At 41.3% G+C, this 18,512-nt stretch carries 13 protein-coding genes; 9 read left to right on the top strand and 4 right to left on the bottom strand.

Annotated features, from left to right (window positions below):
- Positions 1-16 precede the first annotated feature (16 nt).
- The 7 genes from GOP56_RS15555 to GOP56_RS15525 all read left to right on the top strand — a co-directional run bounded on the left by GOP56_RS15555 (position 17) and on the right by GOP56_RS15525 (position 10,616).
- A complete protein-coding gene (locus GOP56_RS15555) occupies positions 17-2,365 on the top strand; it encodes a hypothetical protein (RefSeq protein ID WP_163246004.1) in 2,349 nt (782 codons plus the stop codon).
- Entirely contained in the window at positions 2,362-3,648 is a 1,287-nt protein-coding gene (locus GOP56_RS15550) for a vWA domain-containing protein (RefSeq protein ID WP_163246003.1), read from the top strand. The genes GOP56_RS15555 and GOP56_RS15550 overlap by 4 nt, the downstream gene beginning before the upstream one ends.
- A gap of 19 nt (positions 3,649-3,667) precedes the next feature.
- Entirely contained in the window at positions 3,668-4,303 is a 636-nt protein-coding gene (locus GOP56_RS15545) for a hypothetical protein (protein ID WP_003334067.1), read from the top strand.
- 12 nt (positions 4,304-4,315) lie between these two features.
- Positions 4,316-5,581 carry a TRAFAC clade GTPase domain-containing protein gene (locus GOP56_RS15540; protein WP_003334068.1) on the top strand — a complete coding sequence of 422 codons (1,266 nt, stop codon included), beginning with the start codon at positions 4,316-4,318 and terminating at the stop codon, positions 5,579-5,581.
- Positions 5,581-8,082 carry a GAP1-N2 domain-containing protein gene (locus GOP56_RS15535; RefSeq protein ID WP_163246002.1) on the top strand — a complete coding sequence of 834 codons (2,502 nt, stop codon included), beginning with the start codon at positions 5,581-5,583 and terminating at the stop codon, positions 8,080-8,082. The genes GOP56_RS15540 and GOP56_RS15535 overlap by 1 nt, the downstream gene beginning before the upstream one ends.
- A 199-nt stretch (positions 8,083-8,281) precedes the next feature.
- Positions 8,282-9,016, top strand: coding sequence for an alpha/beta hydrolase (locus GOP56_RS15530; RefSeq protein WP_163246001.1), 735 nt, complete (start codon positions 8,282-8,284; stop codon positions 9,014-9,016).
- 571 nt (positions 9,017-9,587) lie between these two features.
- Positions 9,588-10,616 carry a Delta(5) desaturase DesA gene (locus GOP56_RS15525; RefSeq protein ID WP_003334075.1) on the top strand — a complete coding sequence of 343 codons (1,029 nt, stop codon included), beginning with the start codon at positions 9,588-9,590 and terminating at the stop codon, positions 10,614-10,616.
- Between the two features lie 80 nt (positions 10,617-10,696).
- Here the strand turns inward: GOP56_RS15525 and GOP56_RS15520 are convergent, their stop codons facing one another.
- From GOP56_RS15520 to GOP56_RS15510, 3 genes are all read right to left on the bottom strand, one after another.
- A complete protein-coding gene (locus tag GOP56_RS15520; protein WP_003334076.1) occupies positions 10,697-11,164 on the bottom strand; it encodes an SEC-C domain-containing protein in 468 nt (155 codons plus the stop codon).
- A gap of 92 nt (positions 11,165-11,256) precedes the next feature.
- Positions 11,257-11,949 carry a class I SAM-dependent methyltransferase gene (locus GOP56_RS15515; RefSeq protein ID WP_121473138.1) on the bottom strand — a complete coding sequence of 231 codons (693 nt, stop codon included), beginning with the start codon at positions 11,947-11,949 and terminating at the stop codon, positions 11,257-11,259.
- Between the two features lie 79 nt (positions 11,950-12,028).
- Complete coding sequence (locus GOP56_RS15510) at positions 12,029-13,084, bottom strand: MerR family transcriptional regulator (protein ID WP_003342902.1); 1,056 nt, start codon at positions 13,082-13,084, stop codon at positions 12,029-12,031.
- Positions 13,085-13,544: 460 nt separating this feature from the next.
- Here GOP56_RS15510 and GOP56_RS15505 point away from each other — a divergent pair, with 460 nt between their 5' ends.
- On the top strand, positions 13,545-15,557 hold the full coding sequence (locus GOP56_RS15505) for a methyl-accepting chemotaxis protein (RefSeq protein WP_163246000.1): 2,013 nt from the start codon (positions 13,545-13,547) through the stop codon (positions 15,555-15,557).
- 201 nt (positions 15,558-15,758) lie between these two features.
- Positions 15,759-16,718, top strand: a complete 960-nt coding sequence (locus GOP56_RS15500) for an iron-hydroxamate ABC transporter substrate-binding protein (protein WP_068792241.1) — start codon at positions 15,759-15,761, stop codon at positions 16,716-16,718.
- A gap of 99 nt (positions 16,719-16,817) precedes the next feature.
- Here GOP56_RS15500 and GOP56_RS15495 read toward each other — a convergent pair whose 3' ends face one another.
- Positions 16,818-18,482, bottom strand: a complete 1,665-nt coding sequence (locus tag GOP56_RS15495) for a family 10 glycosylhydrolase (RefSeq protein WP_163245999.1) — start codon at positions 18,480-18,482, stop codon at positions 16,818-16,820.
- Positions 18,483-18,512 lie beyond the last annotated feature (30 nt).

Here is an 18,512-nt window from a genome sequence, read left to right as displayed (position 1 = left end):
ATTAGGGGAGAAAAGCATGAGGGATTTGATTGAACAGTTCGCAACTCACTATGTGTCGGATTTAGAAAAACAACTGGATAGTGAGAACGGACAGCGTAGCATTCAGAACCCTGTGCTTTTTCTCTTTTTAGGTGATAAGAGCTTAGAGGCACTCCAGTCGATTTATGCTGCCAATGAACAAAAGTGGCAAAATAGCGAGGGAGTGCTCTATGTTCACGCCTATTCGGAAGAGACTCTACAGCGTGCGAATGTGTATAACTGCCGCTTGCCGCAGCCTTCTGCTGATAAAAAAACGATGCGGGCTTCTCTCTATGACATGTTTTATCAGGATGAATCATTGCTGATCGAACTAAATAAAATGATGAAGATGGTAAGTGTTCGTGTAGCAGAAATGGGTAAGCTATTTACTTATCACCAACAAATGAATATTGCAGTAGTCACCAGAGCAGATGATATTGCTAATGTGCTGTTACCGGAATTTACGCTGCTTGTAAAAAGCTATCTTAGTGAATTATTTAAAAATGTCTCGTTGGATTTGTATGTTTTGATGCAGGAAAAGAATAATGGCCAGGAATTTGGATTTTCTACGTCAATAGGAGTTAGCTTCCTTGATGAATTAAATGAATATCAACAGCCTGATTACCAATTCTGTGCTGATCTTCAGATGACAGAGGATCGAGTGAAGCTGGCTGTGGAGCATACTAGTTCTCCGCTTTATTCACTTGTGTATATCCTAAGTGATAAGAATGAGCAGGGAATGTTCATTGATAACGGTAAGGAAGATAATTATGAGTTGATTAGCGATATCGTGCTACTCAACAATAAACGAGTGGAATCAGAAGTATACGAAGGTAGTGAAAGCTATAATCGCACACAATTTATCCATAATATTACCGGGGTTACTGGACGACCTACATTTGCTTCAGCCGGGCTCTCCAAAGTAAAGCGACCTACTCACGCTATTGCACATACTGTACTTGCAAAGGTGTATGATCACTTTCTAGGACGTTTGCAGCAAAATGGCACGCATGATGTTTCAGAAGTACTAGAAAGACTGGAGATCACAGACTCGCAGATTCTACAAAAAGTGAAGTCAGTTTTACCCGATGAGAGCAAATTAGAAGAGATGACAGGTTTGATGACTTCGGGCGTTAGCTACAAAGAGCTTACGAGCATGACTCTTAAAGAGGCAGAGGTAGCATTGTTCGAGGATAGCAGTCAGACCTTTTTTGCAACGAATTTTGTGCTTGCCGCGCGTTCAAAACGAGATTCTTCTCAACAAAAGCATAAGCTCACTCCGCTTATTAGAGAAGAGATTCTTGAAAATCCCAAATACGGATTATATGCTGCCTACCAATTAACCTCGGGATCTGATGCTAAGAAGAGTCTTGCTCATGTCTTGCGTTCCAGAATCAAAGATACAATTCGACAGCTAGAGTATTGCAAGGATCAGCTAGAGGATCTTTATCGTCAGAGGGTTGACCGACAAGAGATAAAAACGGGTGGTCTTTTTACACGAGATAAAGAGCGTGTACGAAATTTTATACGGCATTTTTTCCCGGTCATTTATGGAAAGAAGTATGAGATTTTAGGATTGGAAATGGAAATAGAGCTTCTTAGCGATTATGAAAGACAATTGGAGGACATTCATCAGAAGCTAAGACAACAGGTCATGCAGCTAGAAGAAATCAAGGTACAAGTCAGTGAGATGGCGCGAAAAAGCATCCAAGAGGCTGTAGACTATCTAGACAAAAACATAGAGGAATACTACGGAGCTGTTGTACAGGAATCGATTGAAATAGTAGAAGCCAAACGAGGAACTGGCTTTTACTTTGAGGATAGATACATGGGGAGCATTTCTTTCCTATTAGATAAGGGAGTTACTGAAATGATCCAGCGGCTATGTGACATGTGCCGTAAGGAAATTATGACCAGTGAGCCGTTCTCCCTTTCCTTTGAGGATGAACTCCTAGCAAGAGCGAATGTGACGGCGGCTTACGACAACAGGACTGTTTTGACCCGAGAGCAGCTATACAGAGATTTGGCTTTAGAGTTGGAAAGCAGATCATCTGTCCATATAGAAGTCTTTCAATTTATGCAAAAGTATAGATATGAGGAAAAATACTTTTTTGCTGATTATACGAATGATTTTGTTCAATATGTATTTCGAACCGAGCAGGGAATGCGGACTTATAAGCAGGGGTGCATTCATGAAGCAAACAAAAGCGGGATTGAGAAAATCAAGCTCATGGGTGGTTTCGGCATAGAAGACCTCATGTATTACCGCAATAATAGGAAATATTATGAATCCTATCGGGAAAATGGCTTTTTATTTCGCCGACAAGGAGGGGGGCAATTGTCATGAGTCAAAAAAAAATCAGTCTGCTCATGGTTTTCTGTAGCTTGATAGGTGGAATAATCGGCTTTGTAGTAGGCGAAATGATTGTAAACCTTTTGTCTAATGAACTACCCCAGTGGGTGGTTATGGGACTTTATTTTGGACAGTATGCTTTATTTGTTGGACTTATGTGTTTAATAGCTGAATTAATTTCACCTCGATTAAACGGGCAGGGCTGGAGACAGCGCTATGTCGGATTCTCATGGAAGATGCTTGTACCGAGTACCTTTATCATGCTAGGTGTAGTTGCTATGCTATTACAATTTTTCTATGGAATAAATTTCCAGAAGGCGTCGGGTTCAAATAACATTGTTATGCTACTAGATATTTCATCCAGCATGCAGGAGTCGGATAAGGATAATCAGCTGTTTAAATCAGCAGCCGATGTGGTTCGTAGAATGGATGCTAATACAAGAGTAGCGGTCATCACCTTTAATCAACAAGCGAGCGTGCTACAGCCCTTGGTGCTTTTGAGCAATCAAAAGGTAAGAGATGATGTTATACAAAAGCTAAATAGTCATGAGGGTCCTTCTGGTGGCACTGATATAGAAGAGGCATTGCAAACCGCTTTAAACCATATAAACAGGGAGACAAACAATTCTGGTAATAACACGGTTATTCTCATGTCAGATGGCTATAGTGATGTGGATTTAGATAAATCTCTTCAGCCATTCAAACAATCTCAAATCATTGTTCATACAGTGGGGATGAGTACGGTTAGCGCAGATGGCACACAGTTGTTGAAGCGCATTGCAGAAGAGACCAATGGTAATTACTACGATATTGAACATACAGATCAAATTACAGGTGTGTTCGGTCAAATTTATGATATGAGTCGTCAGGATCGTGAGCTTGTAAAGGAAAGAGTAGGCGCAACGGAACATAGCCTTTTCTATGCAATACTGCGTGTCGTGAGCTTGCTTGTGATTGGAGCATTGTTAGGTTTGGCAGTAGGACTATTCTTTGATAACAAATATATAGCCAAGGGCTTCACTTTAGGGGGAATCGTGTCTGGTCTTCTTGCTGGATTGATTCTTGAGAAGGGATTGGCATCTGGCATGTATCCGGCTATGGGGGTTCGCCTTGTAGCTGACTTGCTGTTAGCTGCTGTCATGCCTTTGTTTACGATTTTTATCCCTATGCCTAACCAAGCTCTAGCCTCTGAAAAAAGTCGGTTTACCGGTGGTAGATATTTATCGGCAAAAAACAAGGAAGCTAAGCAGATCAGTACTAATAAGTTTGATAGGTAGAGTAGGAGAATGATGTGAAATGAGCAGAACGGAAGAGCTATCCATTGCACTTATTAAGGATGTCACCTCCCACATGCAGGGTAACGAATGCGTGATAAATTGGTACTGGGCAGAATCCGTTCCCTGCGTCTACGTGTACAAATCCCGATTTGAGACCCCATTTCATCCTGACCAAATCAATGAGAAGGATATGAAGCTCTATACACGTGAGGAGTACAAGGTGCATCAGGGATATCGTGAATATATTGATGGATATGGAAGATATACGTATCGAATTTTTCCGTGCCAGCTACAGAATGGCAGACCGGTTATGCTAATTCCGGAGGGTGAGGATCACATCGCTCACGTTAGTTCCGGTAAAGCTAAAATCTATTATTCCTTTAAAAGAGGGAAGAAATGGTTTAGTCAGTATCAAACTTTACAGATTCGCATTTTTTCGGAGATTCTTATTCCCAAGGAAGCTTTATGCTATGTGAAAAAGGAAGGCTCTCCTCCAGCGAATAAGGATGATGGCACGCAGTATGCTTTTATCCGTGATCTTGAACCAGGAGAGAACGTTATGCCTGAAATCGAGATCAAGAAAAAGGATTACATTCGCCTCTTTTTGACAGACGGAAAAAAATACGGGCAGAGCTATGAGCTGATTCCTGAATAGGAGGGAACCAACGTGTTTACATTTTTGAAAAATATGTTTGAGAAAAAACAGCCGGTCAAGGAACGACTTCCTTTTTATGATATTGTCTGTCCCTATTGTTTTGCGAAATATTCCCCCGATCAGGTAGTATTTAGAGCCACGCATCATCGTGATGATGACGAAAATTATGCTTTGCAGGAAGATGAGATTCTAAACCAGTATAGAGATAAATTCGGTCTTGATGCGATCGAGGAGCTGGAAGCAGTAATTGACCCGGCTACGATACCGCAGGAAAATCAGCTTTATGTTGATCAGGTTTTGGTAGGGCTGACTGATCGATACGGTATGGTTACCAAACGCAGACTTTGCCCGAAATGTCATAATGAACTTCCGATTACAGCCGGAAAAGCACCAAGTAATATTATTTCCATCGTGGGTGCCTCACAGGTAGGTAAATCTGTCTATATGACATCGCTGATTCACACCCTGCAAAATACAACGGCAAATCATTTTAATGCTGCCTGCATGCCATTAAACGCACAGATTAGTCGCAAGTTCCGGGAAAATTACGAGGCTCCTTTATTTGAGAGAGGCCAATTGCTTGACTCTACACAAAAGGAAAAGCGGCAGGAGCCATTTATTTTTCAGTTTATTTTTAAGGATAGTGAACAACCCCCGCTCATTCTAGTGTTTTTTGATGTGGCGGGTGAGGGAATGGTAGATCGTGAATATTTGGAGCTATATGCATCCCACGTGAAAAATTCCTCAGGCATTCTATTCCTTGTCGATCCGCTGCAAATTAGAACGATACGCGACAAGATCATGTTTAATGTAGGCGATGAGCCAGGGGAGTTTACTGCTAGATATGATGAGCCTCGTGAAGTGCTCATTACCCTATTTGAGAACTTTATCGGATATGAGGAGCAGAGCAAAACCAATATACCGACTGCTGTTGTAATGACCAAAAGCGATATGCTACACATGCTGAAGGAAGACGATAGTGAGTATATTAAATCAAATAGCAATGTGTTTCGAAATTTCGTTCATAAACAGTATTTGAACACGAGTGAATTCGAAAATATCAATGGAGAGATAAGGCGCTTCATTGAAAAAGTAGATCGACCTTTTAAGGATGCACTGGAGGTTTATTTTACAAATACGGCTTATTTTGCTGTATCTGCGCTGGGAAGTAACCCGGTTAACCAAAAGGTGACTGGCGTAGTGACGCCTGTTCGTGTAGATGAACCATTTATTTGGCTGTTACATCAATTGGATTATATTGATGGGAGGGAGCAATAGTGGGACGGCAGCATATTCAACAGCAGTACTATACGCGAGGGCGGCAAGGGATTTTCCGCTCAAACGAAGGATACGACACCGTCTCGAAATCTGCTTCTCTGGACAATTCATTTATCAAGAAGACGCTTCATCCGTTTTGTGTCTATAATGCTCCTAAAGAGCTACAGGAAAAGGGAGAAACACAGGTAGAGAAGTATCCAGAGGCACTTTTCTGTTTTCGCGCTGAATCAGGCGAGATGGTCATTGGGAAAAGCGTTTATGTAGGAGCAGACTTTACAGGACAGCGGAACACATTCTTTACCCATAATTATGTGATCCCAAGTGTGCAACGAGATGAATTTTGTAAAACGCCAGCAAAAATTTTCGGCATCAGTTCCTTTGTAAATCATCATGAGGAAACAGACGGGAAAGAGTTGCCCGAGTTAGAGGATTTACCATTTCAGAGTCTTAGCACTGGTGATAGAAAGCAGATTCTAGCGCGGTTAGGGATTGATGAGCAAGCCTTTAAACAGCTTCTATTCGCTACCATGAGCTCTCTATCAACCAAGAAAAAGGTATTTATTAGCTTGGATGTTGCTATCAGTGAGACCTCTACAGCTGCTGCTCAATTATTAGAGGTTTTATATGGCTGCTTGCCTTATGAGATGCGTAGACAATTTGGGTTTCTTACTTATACAAATGAACCAGAAAGTAAAAAGTATCTCCACGTTATTTTTGTTGAAAAGGGTAGCATTAGGTCTGGTAACGGACATATGAATAAAGATTTTCTGTTTGATTTTGCAAACAAATCGATACTTCATGCTGATATCCAAGGTGAGCATGAGTATCTTAGCTTTGCGTGGACGAACTTAAATGAAGCAGTTGTGCTCAAGTCGTTTTACGAGTTCGCTGACGAAATTCTGGCGGGAGAGAACTCAGCTAAGGGCTTGAGCATTGCCACGTATTATGAATTGTGTACGCTGTTTTTGATAGAAACAGGTAAACTGAGCGTCTATGAACACAATAAAGCGGCCGTATGGCAGGTACTCCTACAATACCTTCGTAATGAACGCTTAATAAACAAACAGAGAGTATTAGCGCTGTTTGGACTTTTATTTGGGGCGGAAAAAACGGCTGTTACATCCAAGAGCCTGCCCTCCGTCGAACTGATTACCTTGATCTGTGAAGCGTATAACGTTGTTGAGAATCAAGATAACCGCAAAGAGATCGTGATGTACCTGATGGATGTTCTTCTGAAAGGGAAAAGCTCTCAGCAAACAGAGTACGTTGAGCAGGTATACAAGCAACTCTCAGGTAATCATGAATTGTTTACATTTATGATGAATACCATTTTGAGCTATGAAAAGGTTGTGAAGCCTTTATTTGAGGAATATGTAGCTCAACGCTTAGCAAACTGCTCCAAACTAGATGATGCAGTCAAGGAAATGAGCTTTTGGGCTGTTCATGCTTCCCAGGCTCTACAGAATCCTTTTTTCATGAATCGTACGGAGCAAAAATTGCTGGACTTATTTAAAGAGGAGAAACGAAAGGTAGAAGCGGCACTGTCGGTTCACCAAACGTTGGGTAAGTGGGAAGTCGGTCGCAGCTATACGAGCAGGGTGTTAGAAGAGCTAGATAAAAGTTTACTGAAGCATCTTTCTTTGGAGGCCTTATCCAAGGAGGATGTTAAGAAGATTGTTTCGTTGTTTGAGCATAAACCGCAAAGCTTTTTCACAGCACTAGATTCCCAGAGCGAATATAAGCTGGAACTACTAATGAACGTCTTTTCTCTAGAAACAGCGACGGGGACGCCTTTGCCCGAAGAATTTTATCGGAATTGGGACGCTGCTGACATCCAAATCCAGCAGAAGCTGATTCGCAAGATGGTAGGCAGTCCATTAGACGAAGGCAGTTTCCCAAAGATAGCGCTTATTTTTTATCGTGGCGATTCCCAGAATTCGCATACCGCGTTTGATTTTGACAGCATGCTTACTTTTGCTCGGCAACATGGGGGAGAAGAAGCTACCTATCTGTTCATTCAATGGGTAGTAAAGCAAAGGATGTTTCTGGTAGATAGAAAGCTTGTCCCTTCTTATCGTCATGTCTTGAAGCAATATCTATTGCATGATAACGCTAAAAGAATACGGGATAAAGAATGGCGAAAACGTTGGTACGCTATTCGTAACCCGGAATTTAGAGAAATACTGCATGAGGCAGAGAGTGAGTCGTCAAATGCTGTATCGAGATTCTTTCGCCAAAACAAGGGCATGGCTGTGATCGGGTTGCTAGCGATGCTTACGGTAGGTACAGTTGGAGGGATCATGCTTTATTCCAAAAGCCAGGCTCCTATTCCAGCGACCCTTCCTGCTACAGTAACAACACCTGTTACTAGTGAAGAGGAGGATGCTACACCGGTATTTGTGGAAAAGGGACAGGCTGAATCAATAGACAACACACCAATCTATATGCTATTGCAGCCAAATGTGAAACCGGTGAACATAACGTCTGTCCCAGCTAAATAGAGCAGGTATACAAAATAGAAGCAGGAGTGGCCAAAGAGCCCTACCTATAAAAAAGAGGACTAGTCCATTCATTTGGACTGGTCTTCTTTTTTTATAGAAAGCTCAAATTCTCCATTATGATTCGGGATTTAATCCATGGCTGTCGTGTCCCTATTTCAACTACTATTTATGAAGACATGATGAGAAGGGGGATAAGGAGATGAGAGAGGTCTTCGTTACAGAAACGGTGGGAGACAGAGAAATTATGATTTACTTGCCTCCTACTTATGAAGCCGGGGGGAGCTTTCCTGTGGTATACGTACAGGATGGCAGCTATTTGGTGCTAAAATGCATGAATTTGCTGGAGCATCTTTTTATTACCAAGGAGCTACCCGAAATGATTTTCGTGTGTATCCCACCGCACAATCGAAATGATGAATACACGCCATGGCCTGCAAAAGCACTGCTTAGCAGCTACCCTGATTTTGGTGGTAAGGGCGCAGAATACCTTTCTTACGTTGTTCATACGTTAAAGCCTCATGTAGATTCCGTGTATCGAACAAAAGCGGAAGCGGAGCATACGGGAATAATCGGCGGCTCTTTTGGCGGAATGATTTCATTATATGCCGCTTACCTGTATCCTGAAGTATTTGGACGTATAGGCTTGCTATCTGCTTCCTTATGGTTTGAAGGACTGCTAGATTTTATCCGAGACCATCAGATTGGTTCTAGTAAGCAACGAATGTACATGTATGTAGGAAGTCTAGAAGGCATCTATAAGAACAACATTCAGGCTAATATGGTTGAGTATACGTATAAGGCTCATGAGTTTTTAATCAGAAATGGATTTCCAAAGGAGCAACTGAAGCTCGTGGTAGAAGAAGGCGGGACGCATGACGGGCTTTTCTTTATTAAACACTTCCCACAGGCGATGAAATGGCTGTTTACATCATAATGAATGAGATGAGTGATTGGATAGTAAAAGCAGCATTATTGAAGATTGATTGTCAAATGAAATAGATTGAGAGAAGATAGGTCATTAATATGCTATCTTCTCTTTTTTATTTCGATACTCACATGTGCCATTTAAAATAACGAGTTTGGAAGTATCTTGTCTATTTAATATACCAAAAATTGGGGTTCATGAAGGACGATTTCTGTCAGAGTCTTATTGACACATAGAGCCTATACACACTTATTGGTAAGCTATTAATCTGGAGTATGATTCTCAGAACTAAAAATAAAAATTTTCTGAAAAGTGGTGGATTTCGGCAAAAAATTATAAGGCAATTGAGAACGGTTTTCGAATATAATGATGAAAGGTAGCTAGGAAGGAAAAGTACGATTAGTTACGAGTGAAACGTAACGTATATGTCGCTAACAAAGAGAGGGGTAACAACCATCAAAACCTTTCCATTGTTATAGTGTACTATAGATGGGCATGAATCATCTTCCCCCTTTGATTCGGAATCCATGCGTTACTTACTGTAAAAGAAAGATTCAGAGAGAGGAAGATTACTATTAGCGTGAAGCTGGAAGAACAAGTTAACTGGAGAAAGAAAATCGCCCCCTATGAAAAATCCCAGATCAAGTATAGTGTACGACAGCTAATCAATACGTTGATCCCATTTTGTCTGCTTTGGTATGGTGCATATCTATGTTTATCGGTATCCTATTGGTTGAGTCTAGTATTGATTGTCCCTGCCGGAGGTTTTCTCATTCGCATATTTATAATCTTTCATGATTGTTGCCACTACTCTTTCTTTAAAAATCGAAAGGCAAACGAGATTGTTGGTTTGATTACGGGGATTCTAACGTGTTGCCCCTATGAGCAATGGAAGAGATCTCACTCTATTCATCACGCAACAAGCAGTAATTTAAATAAACGAGGCACGGGAGATGTATGGACACTCACAGTAGATGAGTACGTAGCCTTGTCACCTAGTAAGCGGTTGTTCTATCGATTGTATCGAAATCCATTCATCATGTTTGGTCTAGGCCCTATCTATATATTTTTGATTAATTACCGATTTAACCGCAAAGGCGTAGGGCAAAAGGAACGCCTCAATACGTATATAACCAATCTAGGCATCGTTTCCCTATCGGGTGTACTATGCTGGACTCTAGGTTGGCAAGCGTTTTTGCTCATTCAGGGACCGATCTTTCTTATCTCAGGTGCCGCAGGTGTATGGTTGTTTTATGTACAGCATCAGTTTGAGGATACGTATTTTGAACAAGAAGAGAATTGGGATTATGTAAAAGCGGCTTTACAAGGAAGCTCCTTTTACAAATTGCCAAAGGTCCTGCATTGGATTACAGGTAATATTGGCTTTCACCATATTCACCATTTAAGTCCGCGTGTACCTAACTATTACTTGGCTTCGGCGTATAAGAATAATGCCTTCTTACGGGACGTGAGAAGCATTACATTGCTATCAAGTCTAAGATCACTCCGCTTCCGTCTGTGGAGTGAGGAAAGCAAGAAATTTGTGGGGTTTAAAGATGTACACCACAGGATCATGAAAAATAGTTTGGAAAAAACCAGTACCATGTAAAGTTATGAAATAAAAACCTAGCACGGATCAATAGGTACAAAACAAGTACCTCAATGACGTGCTAGGTTTTGTTGTAGTTGTTATGAAGTCGTCTGTTCTGTAAACCAATCGTTATCAAGCATGTCCTGTACGCGTTTGGAGATTGTTCCGGCAGAGACATTATATTTGCTTGCTAATGCCGCCTGAGTGATGGGAATATCCATAATCGTCGCAATCGAATATTCAATCGAAGCTTCTATGATTCCAGCTTTTCGGATTACGGGATGGGTAGCATGAGCGTATTTATGCCATAGATTGATGGCGGCAGCAATGGTGTCAGGCTTGTAATCTGCCTGCATATTCTTCACAATATTGTGGGCTGTAGTTATATAATTCTCGTTATCCCATGTTAAATCTAAATCAATATATTTATGCAACACTTGATTGGTTCCTGTTGATGATGAATGAAGGAACTCGCGTTGCTCATCTTTAGGTAAACAACATTTTTTATATTTTTTGCCACTCCCACATGGGCAGAGTGAGTTTCTTCCAATATCCAAAATAACCACTTCCTTTTTATAACCTGATTGTTAATAATATGTAGTATAACATATAAAAAAGCCATTCCTCGACTGATGACGAAGAATGGTCTTTGTTTTTGTTACACCTGTAAGGTCCATATTCCTGCGCACTCTGGTACCTGAAGGAGCGATTGGCTAGCCACTTTTTCTGCTACCTCCTCTCCAAAGAAAAACCTTGTCAGGTCTGTCGCTTCTTCTACACTCTCAAAATGATAATCCAATCTAATCCAAGAAAAAGAAAAGCCATAATCTTGTTCTAGTGATCTGTAATAATCCTGTAAAAATGCCGGGGGATGCGGATTTTCATATCCGGTCCCCATTGTTTCCACAATAATAGCTGTACCGCCAGGGCGAAGGACGCGCTTTATTTCCTCCATTACCTGCTTAATATTATGCTTCCAAGTAGGATCGGTAGAGTTTGCTAGGTAGCCAATGCTCCAGCCTGAGACTAATAGATCAGCAGAGTCATTAGCTACGGGAAGAGCACGGTTGTCAGCCACCTGTGTTCTCCAATTGTGCAGACCGGCTTGCTTTAATTTGTGTGCTGTTATTTGCAGCATAGCCTCGGATGCATCGAGAGCAACGATGGATTTAGCCTGCTTAGCTAGCACTGTAGTAAGTCTACCTGTACCGGCTCCCAGATCAATAATGTCTGTATTTTCAATCGGTTTTATCTGGTTCATTACAGCATAGAGACTTGGTTGCTTTGAAATTAATCGTTCGTATTTCTCGGCTTGATTTTGATAGATATCGGGATGATTTGGTTGTGCCATGCAAAGCCCTCCTCATATGTTATTGGACTTTAGCATAAGGCTTGACGTTACGAGAAGGTCAATACCAAGGGACACATCTCTATCTGATAGGAACGGCATACATGACATAGAGTAGCTCATGTAGTTTCTGGTGCTTCACAATATACCCATTGCGAGTAAACCAATCGAGAAGCTGTTCGCTATTTGCATAATATTTATCCTGAATAGCTGTATGGATGTCTCTTTTCCCCTGTTTCAGCAAACCATCTAGGTATTGCTTTTTATGTCTTTCATTTTCAAACATCAAATCGGTTATACAAATCCGGCCGCGTGGCTGTAAGACTCGGCGCATTTCGTCCAATGCCATCAGCTTTTGAGCATCTGTAATATGGTGGAAGGCAAAGCTGGTCACAATAAAATCAAACTGATTGTCCAGATAGGGAATGGCTAGGAAATTGCCCAGTTTCGTTTCCATCTGTGGATACTTGCGTTTGCATTGCTTCAGCATTTCTTTTGATTGATCGACACCTGCCATCTGGATGCCTTTCTCTATAAAACGTGCTGCTAAATTCCCTGTACCTGTGCCCATGTCCAATCCTCTTTCTTTAGGAATAGGATCGACCCATTGAAGCGTGATATCAAGTGCTTCCTCGTAGTTTTGGTAGATATGAAAGCTCTGTTCGTTACATAAGACATGCACATCATGGGTTCTAGCCTGATGATCAAAATTCCACTTATCATGCCAGTTTTTGCGTAAGTCTCTTAGACGTTTAGAGCCTTCTGCCAAAGTAAAAATCTGCTCCAACGACAGTTCCTTGTTTTGTACCAAGCGTTCTATCATTTGATCGGTTGTACGAATGTTTTCTTTCAGCTCCAGCCATTGTGCAAACATGACATATCGCTGTAGCTCCAAGTAATATTGAAGCTCGTCATGATTACCCTCATCGATTTGCTTTAGGGCCACTTTAATATCGGGAATAGACATTCCCACTTCCCGTAAGGCAATAATGGTTTGCAAGCGCCAGACGTCTTTCTCTGTAAAATCACGATAGTTGTTCTCCTGATTTTTAGCTGGTGTTAATAATCCCTTTTCTTCATAAAAGCGAATGGCTCGTGGAGAAATAGTAAGTTTATCTGATATTTCCTTGATTTGCATCTGTCAGTCACCTACCCAAGATTATGGAAACAATAACGCAGGGGAAACGTCGAAAGCACGAAAGCTCGCGAAACTACTTCTATGTCAGAATAAAAAATGGTAATCCTCATCGAAAAAATAATCCATAGCGTTAGCTTGTAAACCAAGGAATCTAGCCTAAAGATAGTGCTTTGACCCAGTTGGTTACGAATCCTCCGATTGCTAGAAATTGTTTTCTGCTATCTAGTCTACTAGTTATTTCATATTCATGCATCAGCATTCCATTTGGGGTAGATCGTTGCCTATTTTTTGGTTTTGGGGGAGGCCTTTTTGAACGGGTATTTTACTTTTAGAAATATTTATAAAATTTAAAATTAAATCTGTAACAGTTTATCTATGGATTTTGTTACTGTTTTGTACGATTAAAGTAATGTACAAGAAAAATTCGAATACGGATATCACAGAAAGTGGAGGGATTATTTTGAGTTTTAGGCTTCAGTTTAAATCGATTAAAGCGCAACTGCTTTTTATCATTGGTGGGTTGCTTGTTACCACATGTATTGGGCTTACGTTGTTAGCTTATTTTACCGCTCAAAAACAAATTGAAAATACAGCCGAAACGATGCTTTCACCTCTTGCCCAGCAAACGGCCAATTATTATGAGGATAAGCTAAAAAATGAGGTTACGTTCATTGAGGGAGTAGCATCCCGCAAGGAAATCGAAAACTATCAAACCAACCCACAGGAGGCTCAAGATAGTGTTTCTCGGCTGATAAAAAAACGTGGAGCAAGTAAATGGGGAATTGCTGATCTCTCCGGAAAAGTGGTTTTAGGACCTCAATCGAATACGAGCATCGCACAGCGAGACTATTTTAAGAATGCCCGTGCTGGTCATTCCAATACTTCAGATGTGATTGTTTCTATGGAAAATAATTCGTTAATCATCATTTTTGCAACTCCTATCTACTTAGAAGAAAAAATAAATAGTGTGTTGTACATGGAGTATAAAGTTGATAAGTTATTGGAAATGATTTCAGACCTAACTTTTAGTAAAACAGGACGAGCTTATGCGCTTAATAAACAAGGAACGGTAGTAGCCCATGAAAATATGGAGTTAGTTTTTTCTCAAGAGAACGTCATAAAAGCGGCTGAAACTGATCCTGGGCTCCGTGATTTGGCTGAGCTAGACCAAAAAATGATCAGTGGGGTCAATGGTACAGGGTCTTACGAATATAACGGCGTAAAAAAATATGTAGGCTTTGCCCCTATTCCACTTACTGGCGGCGGACTTGCAATCTATATTGAGCAGGATGACCTGTTGAATGGAACGGTTATCATGCGCAACTATTTATTTGCTATTTCCTCCGTCTTCCTGCTTCTTGGAGGTATTGCGGTTTATTACTACTCTTATTCTCTATCACGTTCGATTCAGGGCTTCAAAAATATCTTCTCCTTCATGGCTAAAGGTGAGCTATCTACGGCTATTGATCAGAAGCTACTAAACCGCCGTGATGAAATCGGTGATATGTCACACCTGCTTGAGGATATGAAACGATCCTTTGGTGGCTTAATTGGCGTTATTCAAAAGCAGTCGACTGAAATTGATCGTTCCTCCCATAATCTAAGTAGTATTTCGCAAGAGATGAGTACAGCGACAGAAACGGTTTCCAATTCAATTCAAGAGGTAGCTACTGGAGTAACTTCTCAAACAGAAGAGCTTGTCGAAATCAGTGAAATTCTGACTTCGTATGGCAAAGGCTTAGATGACATGGTAGTCTCTATCGAGGACGTGGACCACAACGGGAAAAACATTCATGCAAGAGCAAGTGAAAGCAATGAAAACATGGACAAATTGATTGTATCGGTAGAACAGGTGAATCATATTTTCAAAGAATTTATTGATAGAATCGTTGCAGCAAATGAAAATTTAAACGGTGTACATCATATTACGACAGCCATCAATGAGATTGCCGAACAAACAAACCTGTTGGCTTTAAATGCGGCTATAGAAGCTGCACGTGCAGGTGAGTCAGGACGAGGCTTCGCTGTAGTAGCAGATGAGGTGCGCAAATTAGCAGAGCAATCTCGCCAGTCAGCTCAAATGATTGCAGATATGATTACCTCTGTCTCCTCTGATTCCGATCAGATGCTAGAAAATGCAAGATCAATGAGTCAAGCTATGTCTGGTCAAAAAGAAGAAATGGATTTGGCAATGAGCTCCTTCCGTGAAATTATTCGCGAAATAGAGAACATCAATCCGAAACTGGAGCAAATTAGCTACTCTGCACAACAAATGCAAAAACAAAAAGAAGAGATTTTAGAAAAAGTAGAAACAAGCTCTAGCATTTCTGAAGAAGTAGCAGCTTCCTCAGAAGAAATCGCTGCAACCTCGGAACAAGCTTCTGCAGCAGCTCAGGAAGTTCATGCAACGGCAAGTTCGCTTGCAGGCATGACAAAGCAAATGCAGGAGGAATTAGAGCGTTTTAAAGTGTAAGGATTACAGCATGAAACCAGACTTGCAGATGACTGCTTCTCTCTTGAAGAGTAGCAGTCTTTTTTTGCTGATCAACACTCCTTCTTGCATTTATATGTGATATGCCTACATTGACAGTCTTGCGCCACCTTATAGATTCAGGTATGATTTTTACTATGATATTGATTATCATTATTATCCAATGAAACTAGGGAGGCTTTTATGAGATTCGGAGGGTTTAAAACAGCTCGCAAGGTTATGCTGACCATTTGTCTAACGGGGGTTTTGAGTGCTTGCGGGAATTCTAATAATGTTACTGAGACAGCAGGCAAAAATGGTGCCAATGCTGGAAGTGAAACGATCTCCTACACAGCGATAAATGGAGAGGTCCACATTCCCAAAGACCCTAAGCGTGTGGTGGTTGCTGAAGAAATTTACGTCGGTGATATTTTGGCCCTTGGTATCAAGCCAGTAGGAATTCCGCAAAAGGCATTTCATAACATTTATCTTAAAGAAAAACTAGATGGGATTCAAAACATCGGGGATGGCACGTCAACTGAAAAGATTATGGAGCTTAAGCCTGACTTAATTATTACCTTCAGTGGGGCAGAGAACATAGACCAATTGCAAAAAATCGCTCCCACAGTAGCAGTTGAGTACGGTAAGAAAGATGTAAGAGAGCAAGTAAGAGAATTTGGTAAGATAACAAATAGAGAGGATAAGGCTAACGAGTGGATTGCGAAGTGGGATAAAAAGGTAGCAGAAGCCAAGCCAAGAGTGAAGGCAGTAGTAGGCGACAAAACGGTTTCCATACTAAATCCCTACTCTAAGGGTATTTATGTATTCGGTAGCAATTTTTCGAGAGGCGGCGAAGTACTCTACAACGAATTGCAGCTAAAAGCACCAGCTATTATTCAGAAGGAAGTCATTGATAGTGGTACTGGATTTGGAAGTTTATCTCTTGAAACGTTACCTTCCTATGCAGGCGATTATATTTTTACAAGCGCATGGTCCGGAGATGATGCCAATCCTGAGGTTGTTTATAATAGTAGTATTTGGAAATCACTACCTGCTGTCAAAAACGATCGCGTATTTACAATGGATAAAAACTCCTCTGTATTTAATGACCCCATTTCGTTAGAGGGACAGCTTGATTTTATTGTCGAGAAGCTAACGAAGTAATTGCATATGATAGGATAGACCCCCAACATACCAAACCCCCTCCTGCGCCCTTTTAAATGGGTGAGGAGGGGGTTTTTGCGTACTTCCAATATTCCTTTGCTATTTACCGTAATAGCTTCTTAGCAAATCAGCGATTCCAAGCGGATTCTTACGAAGATCCTTAGCGCTAAAGAATACATCGCCCTTTACCTGAGGGAACTGAGTATTAAACTGCAATTGATTAATAATCTCCTGAGCTGATTGCCAGCCTGCTTCCTTTGTTCCCAGCTTATAAGGAGAATGCCCTACATATAGCTTCACATTAGTTCCATTCACTTCATTAGCCCACCAAGTAACGAGCTTGTCGTACTGTGCAGCAGAGAAGGAGAAGCTCCAGTAGATTTGCGGCATAACATAATCAATCCAGCCTTGCTTAATCCATGTACGAACGTCTGCATGCATATTGTCATAAGCAGTCACGCCGGCTTTTGTGTCCGATCCGGTACTGTCCATCGATTTATTGCGCCACACACCAAATGGACTTATACCATATTGTACTTGTGGCTTAGCGCTATGAATGGCTTCCCCTAGTTGACGAACAAATTGATTAATATTATCGCGGCGCCACTCCGCTTTTGTGGCAAACGAATTGAAGTTATAAGCCTTGAAGGTAGCGTCATCAGGGAATACCCCGTCAGACGGATAGAAGTAATCGTCCAGATGAACGCCATCGATTTGGTATCGGTTTACTACCTCCATAATTTCCGTGATGATTTGTTGACGTGCTTCAGGGATTCCTGGGTTAATGTAGAGCTTGTTTTTCGCATTAATGATCCACTCTGGATGGAGTTTTGCTACATGGTTAGCAGCTAATTGATCGGTGTTTGCATCAACGTTAGCTCTAAAAGGGTTAAACCAAGCATGAAACTCCATACCGCGTTTATGTGTTTCTTCAATCATAAAAGCAAGAGGATCATAGCCAGGGTTTTTCCCTTGTGTTCCTGTCAGGTATTTAGACCATGGAACTAGTGTTGATGGATAAAAGGCATCTGCCGAAGGACGAACCTGGACAAATACAGTATTTAAGCCCATTCCCTGTATAGAGTCTAGCAATTGTATGTACTCCTGTTGTTGTTTGCCCATATTGCTATAGGAAGCGGCAGAAGGCCAATCTAAATTATAAACGGTAGATACCCAAACACCTCGCAAAGAACGCTCGGTGGTAGTAGGCACTCCGGGATTAGGAGGGAAACCAGGGTTTGTATTTTCAGGACTGATGACATTGCCAGGATATTCAGGGTATAGTCCGTTTTCCGGACCTACAATATCTGGTGGCGCTTGGTTGCCTGATTGCAGTGTGATGGTTTGTGTAGGCTGATCCCAAGCTACTTGAAGACCTAATTGTTGACTTACAAAGCGTAGCGGAACGATGACACGACCTTGCTTGTTTACTACGGAAGAGTCTAAGTTAACTTTCGATCCGTTTACCGTTGCATAATTTTGCTTTACGGTCATGCTTATGTTGGTGTCTGGCTTACGAATTGTCACGGTTTGCTTAGATTGATCCCAATTAGCCTGGGCACCTAGGCCTTCGCTGATAACACGAAGCGGAACCATGGTGACATTTACTTTTGGAATGATGTACGGTGGGACATCACTATTTATTCTTTGTCCATCCAGGTAGATACTAATCCCCTGGGAAGCCTGAGCTTGCACCGACTGGCCCATCATGGGGATGCATAGTGTGAACAAAAGAAGCAGGGCGAATAACTGGCGAAGCTTCATTCTTACAATCCTCCCGAATCAATAGATTTT

The sequence above is a fragment of the Brevibacillus sp. 7WMA2 genome, assembly GCF_010748895.1.
GTDB classification, from domain to species: domain Bacteria; phylum Bacillota; class Bacilli; order Brevibacillales; family Brevibacillaceae; genus Brevibacillus_B; species Brevibacillus_B halotolerans.
This window is presented reverse-complemented; position numbering and strand designations above follow the sequence as displayed.

Coding starts and splice junctions, on each gene's coding strand:
- GOP56_RS15555 (WP_163246004.1), top strand. CDS start 17: ATGAGGGATTTGATTGAACAGTTCGCAACTCACTATGTGTCGGATTTA.
- GOP56_RS15550 (WP_163246003.1), top strand. CDS start 2,362: ATGAGTCAAAAAAAAATCAGTCTGCTCATGGTTTTCTGTAGCTTGATA.
- GOP56_RS15545 (WP_003334067.1), top strand. CDS start 3,668: ATGAGCAGAACGGAAGAGCTATCCATTGCACTTATTAAGGATGTCACC.
- GOP56_RS15530 (WP_163246001.1), top strand. CDS start 8,282: ATGAGAGAGGTCTTCGTTACAGAAACGGTGGGAGACAGAGAAATTATG.
- GOP56_RS15515 (WP_121473138.1), bottom strand. CDS start 11,949: ATGGCACAACCAAATCATCCCGATATCTATCAAAATCAAGCCGAGAAA.
- GOP56_RS15510 (WP_003342902.1), bottom strand. CDS start 13,084: ATGCAAATCAAGGAAATATCAGATAAACTTACTATTTCTCCACGAGCC.
- GOP56_RS15500 (WP_068792241.1), top strand. CDS start 15,759: ATGAGATTCGGAGGGTTTAAAACAGCTCGCAAGGTTATGCTGACCATT.
- GOP56_RS15495 (WP_163245999.1), bottom strand. CDS start 18,482: ATGAAGCTTCGCCAGTTATTCGCCCTGCTTCTTTTGTTCACACTATGC.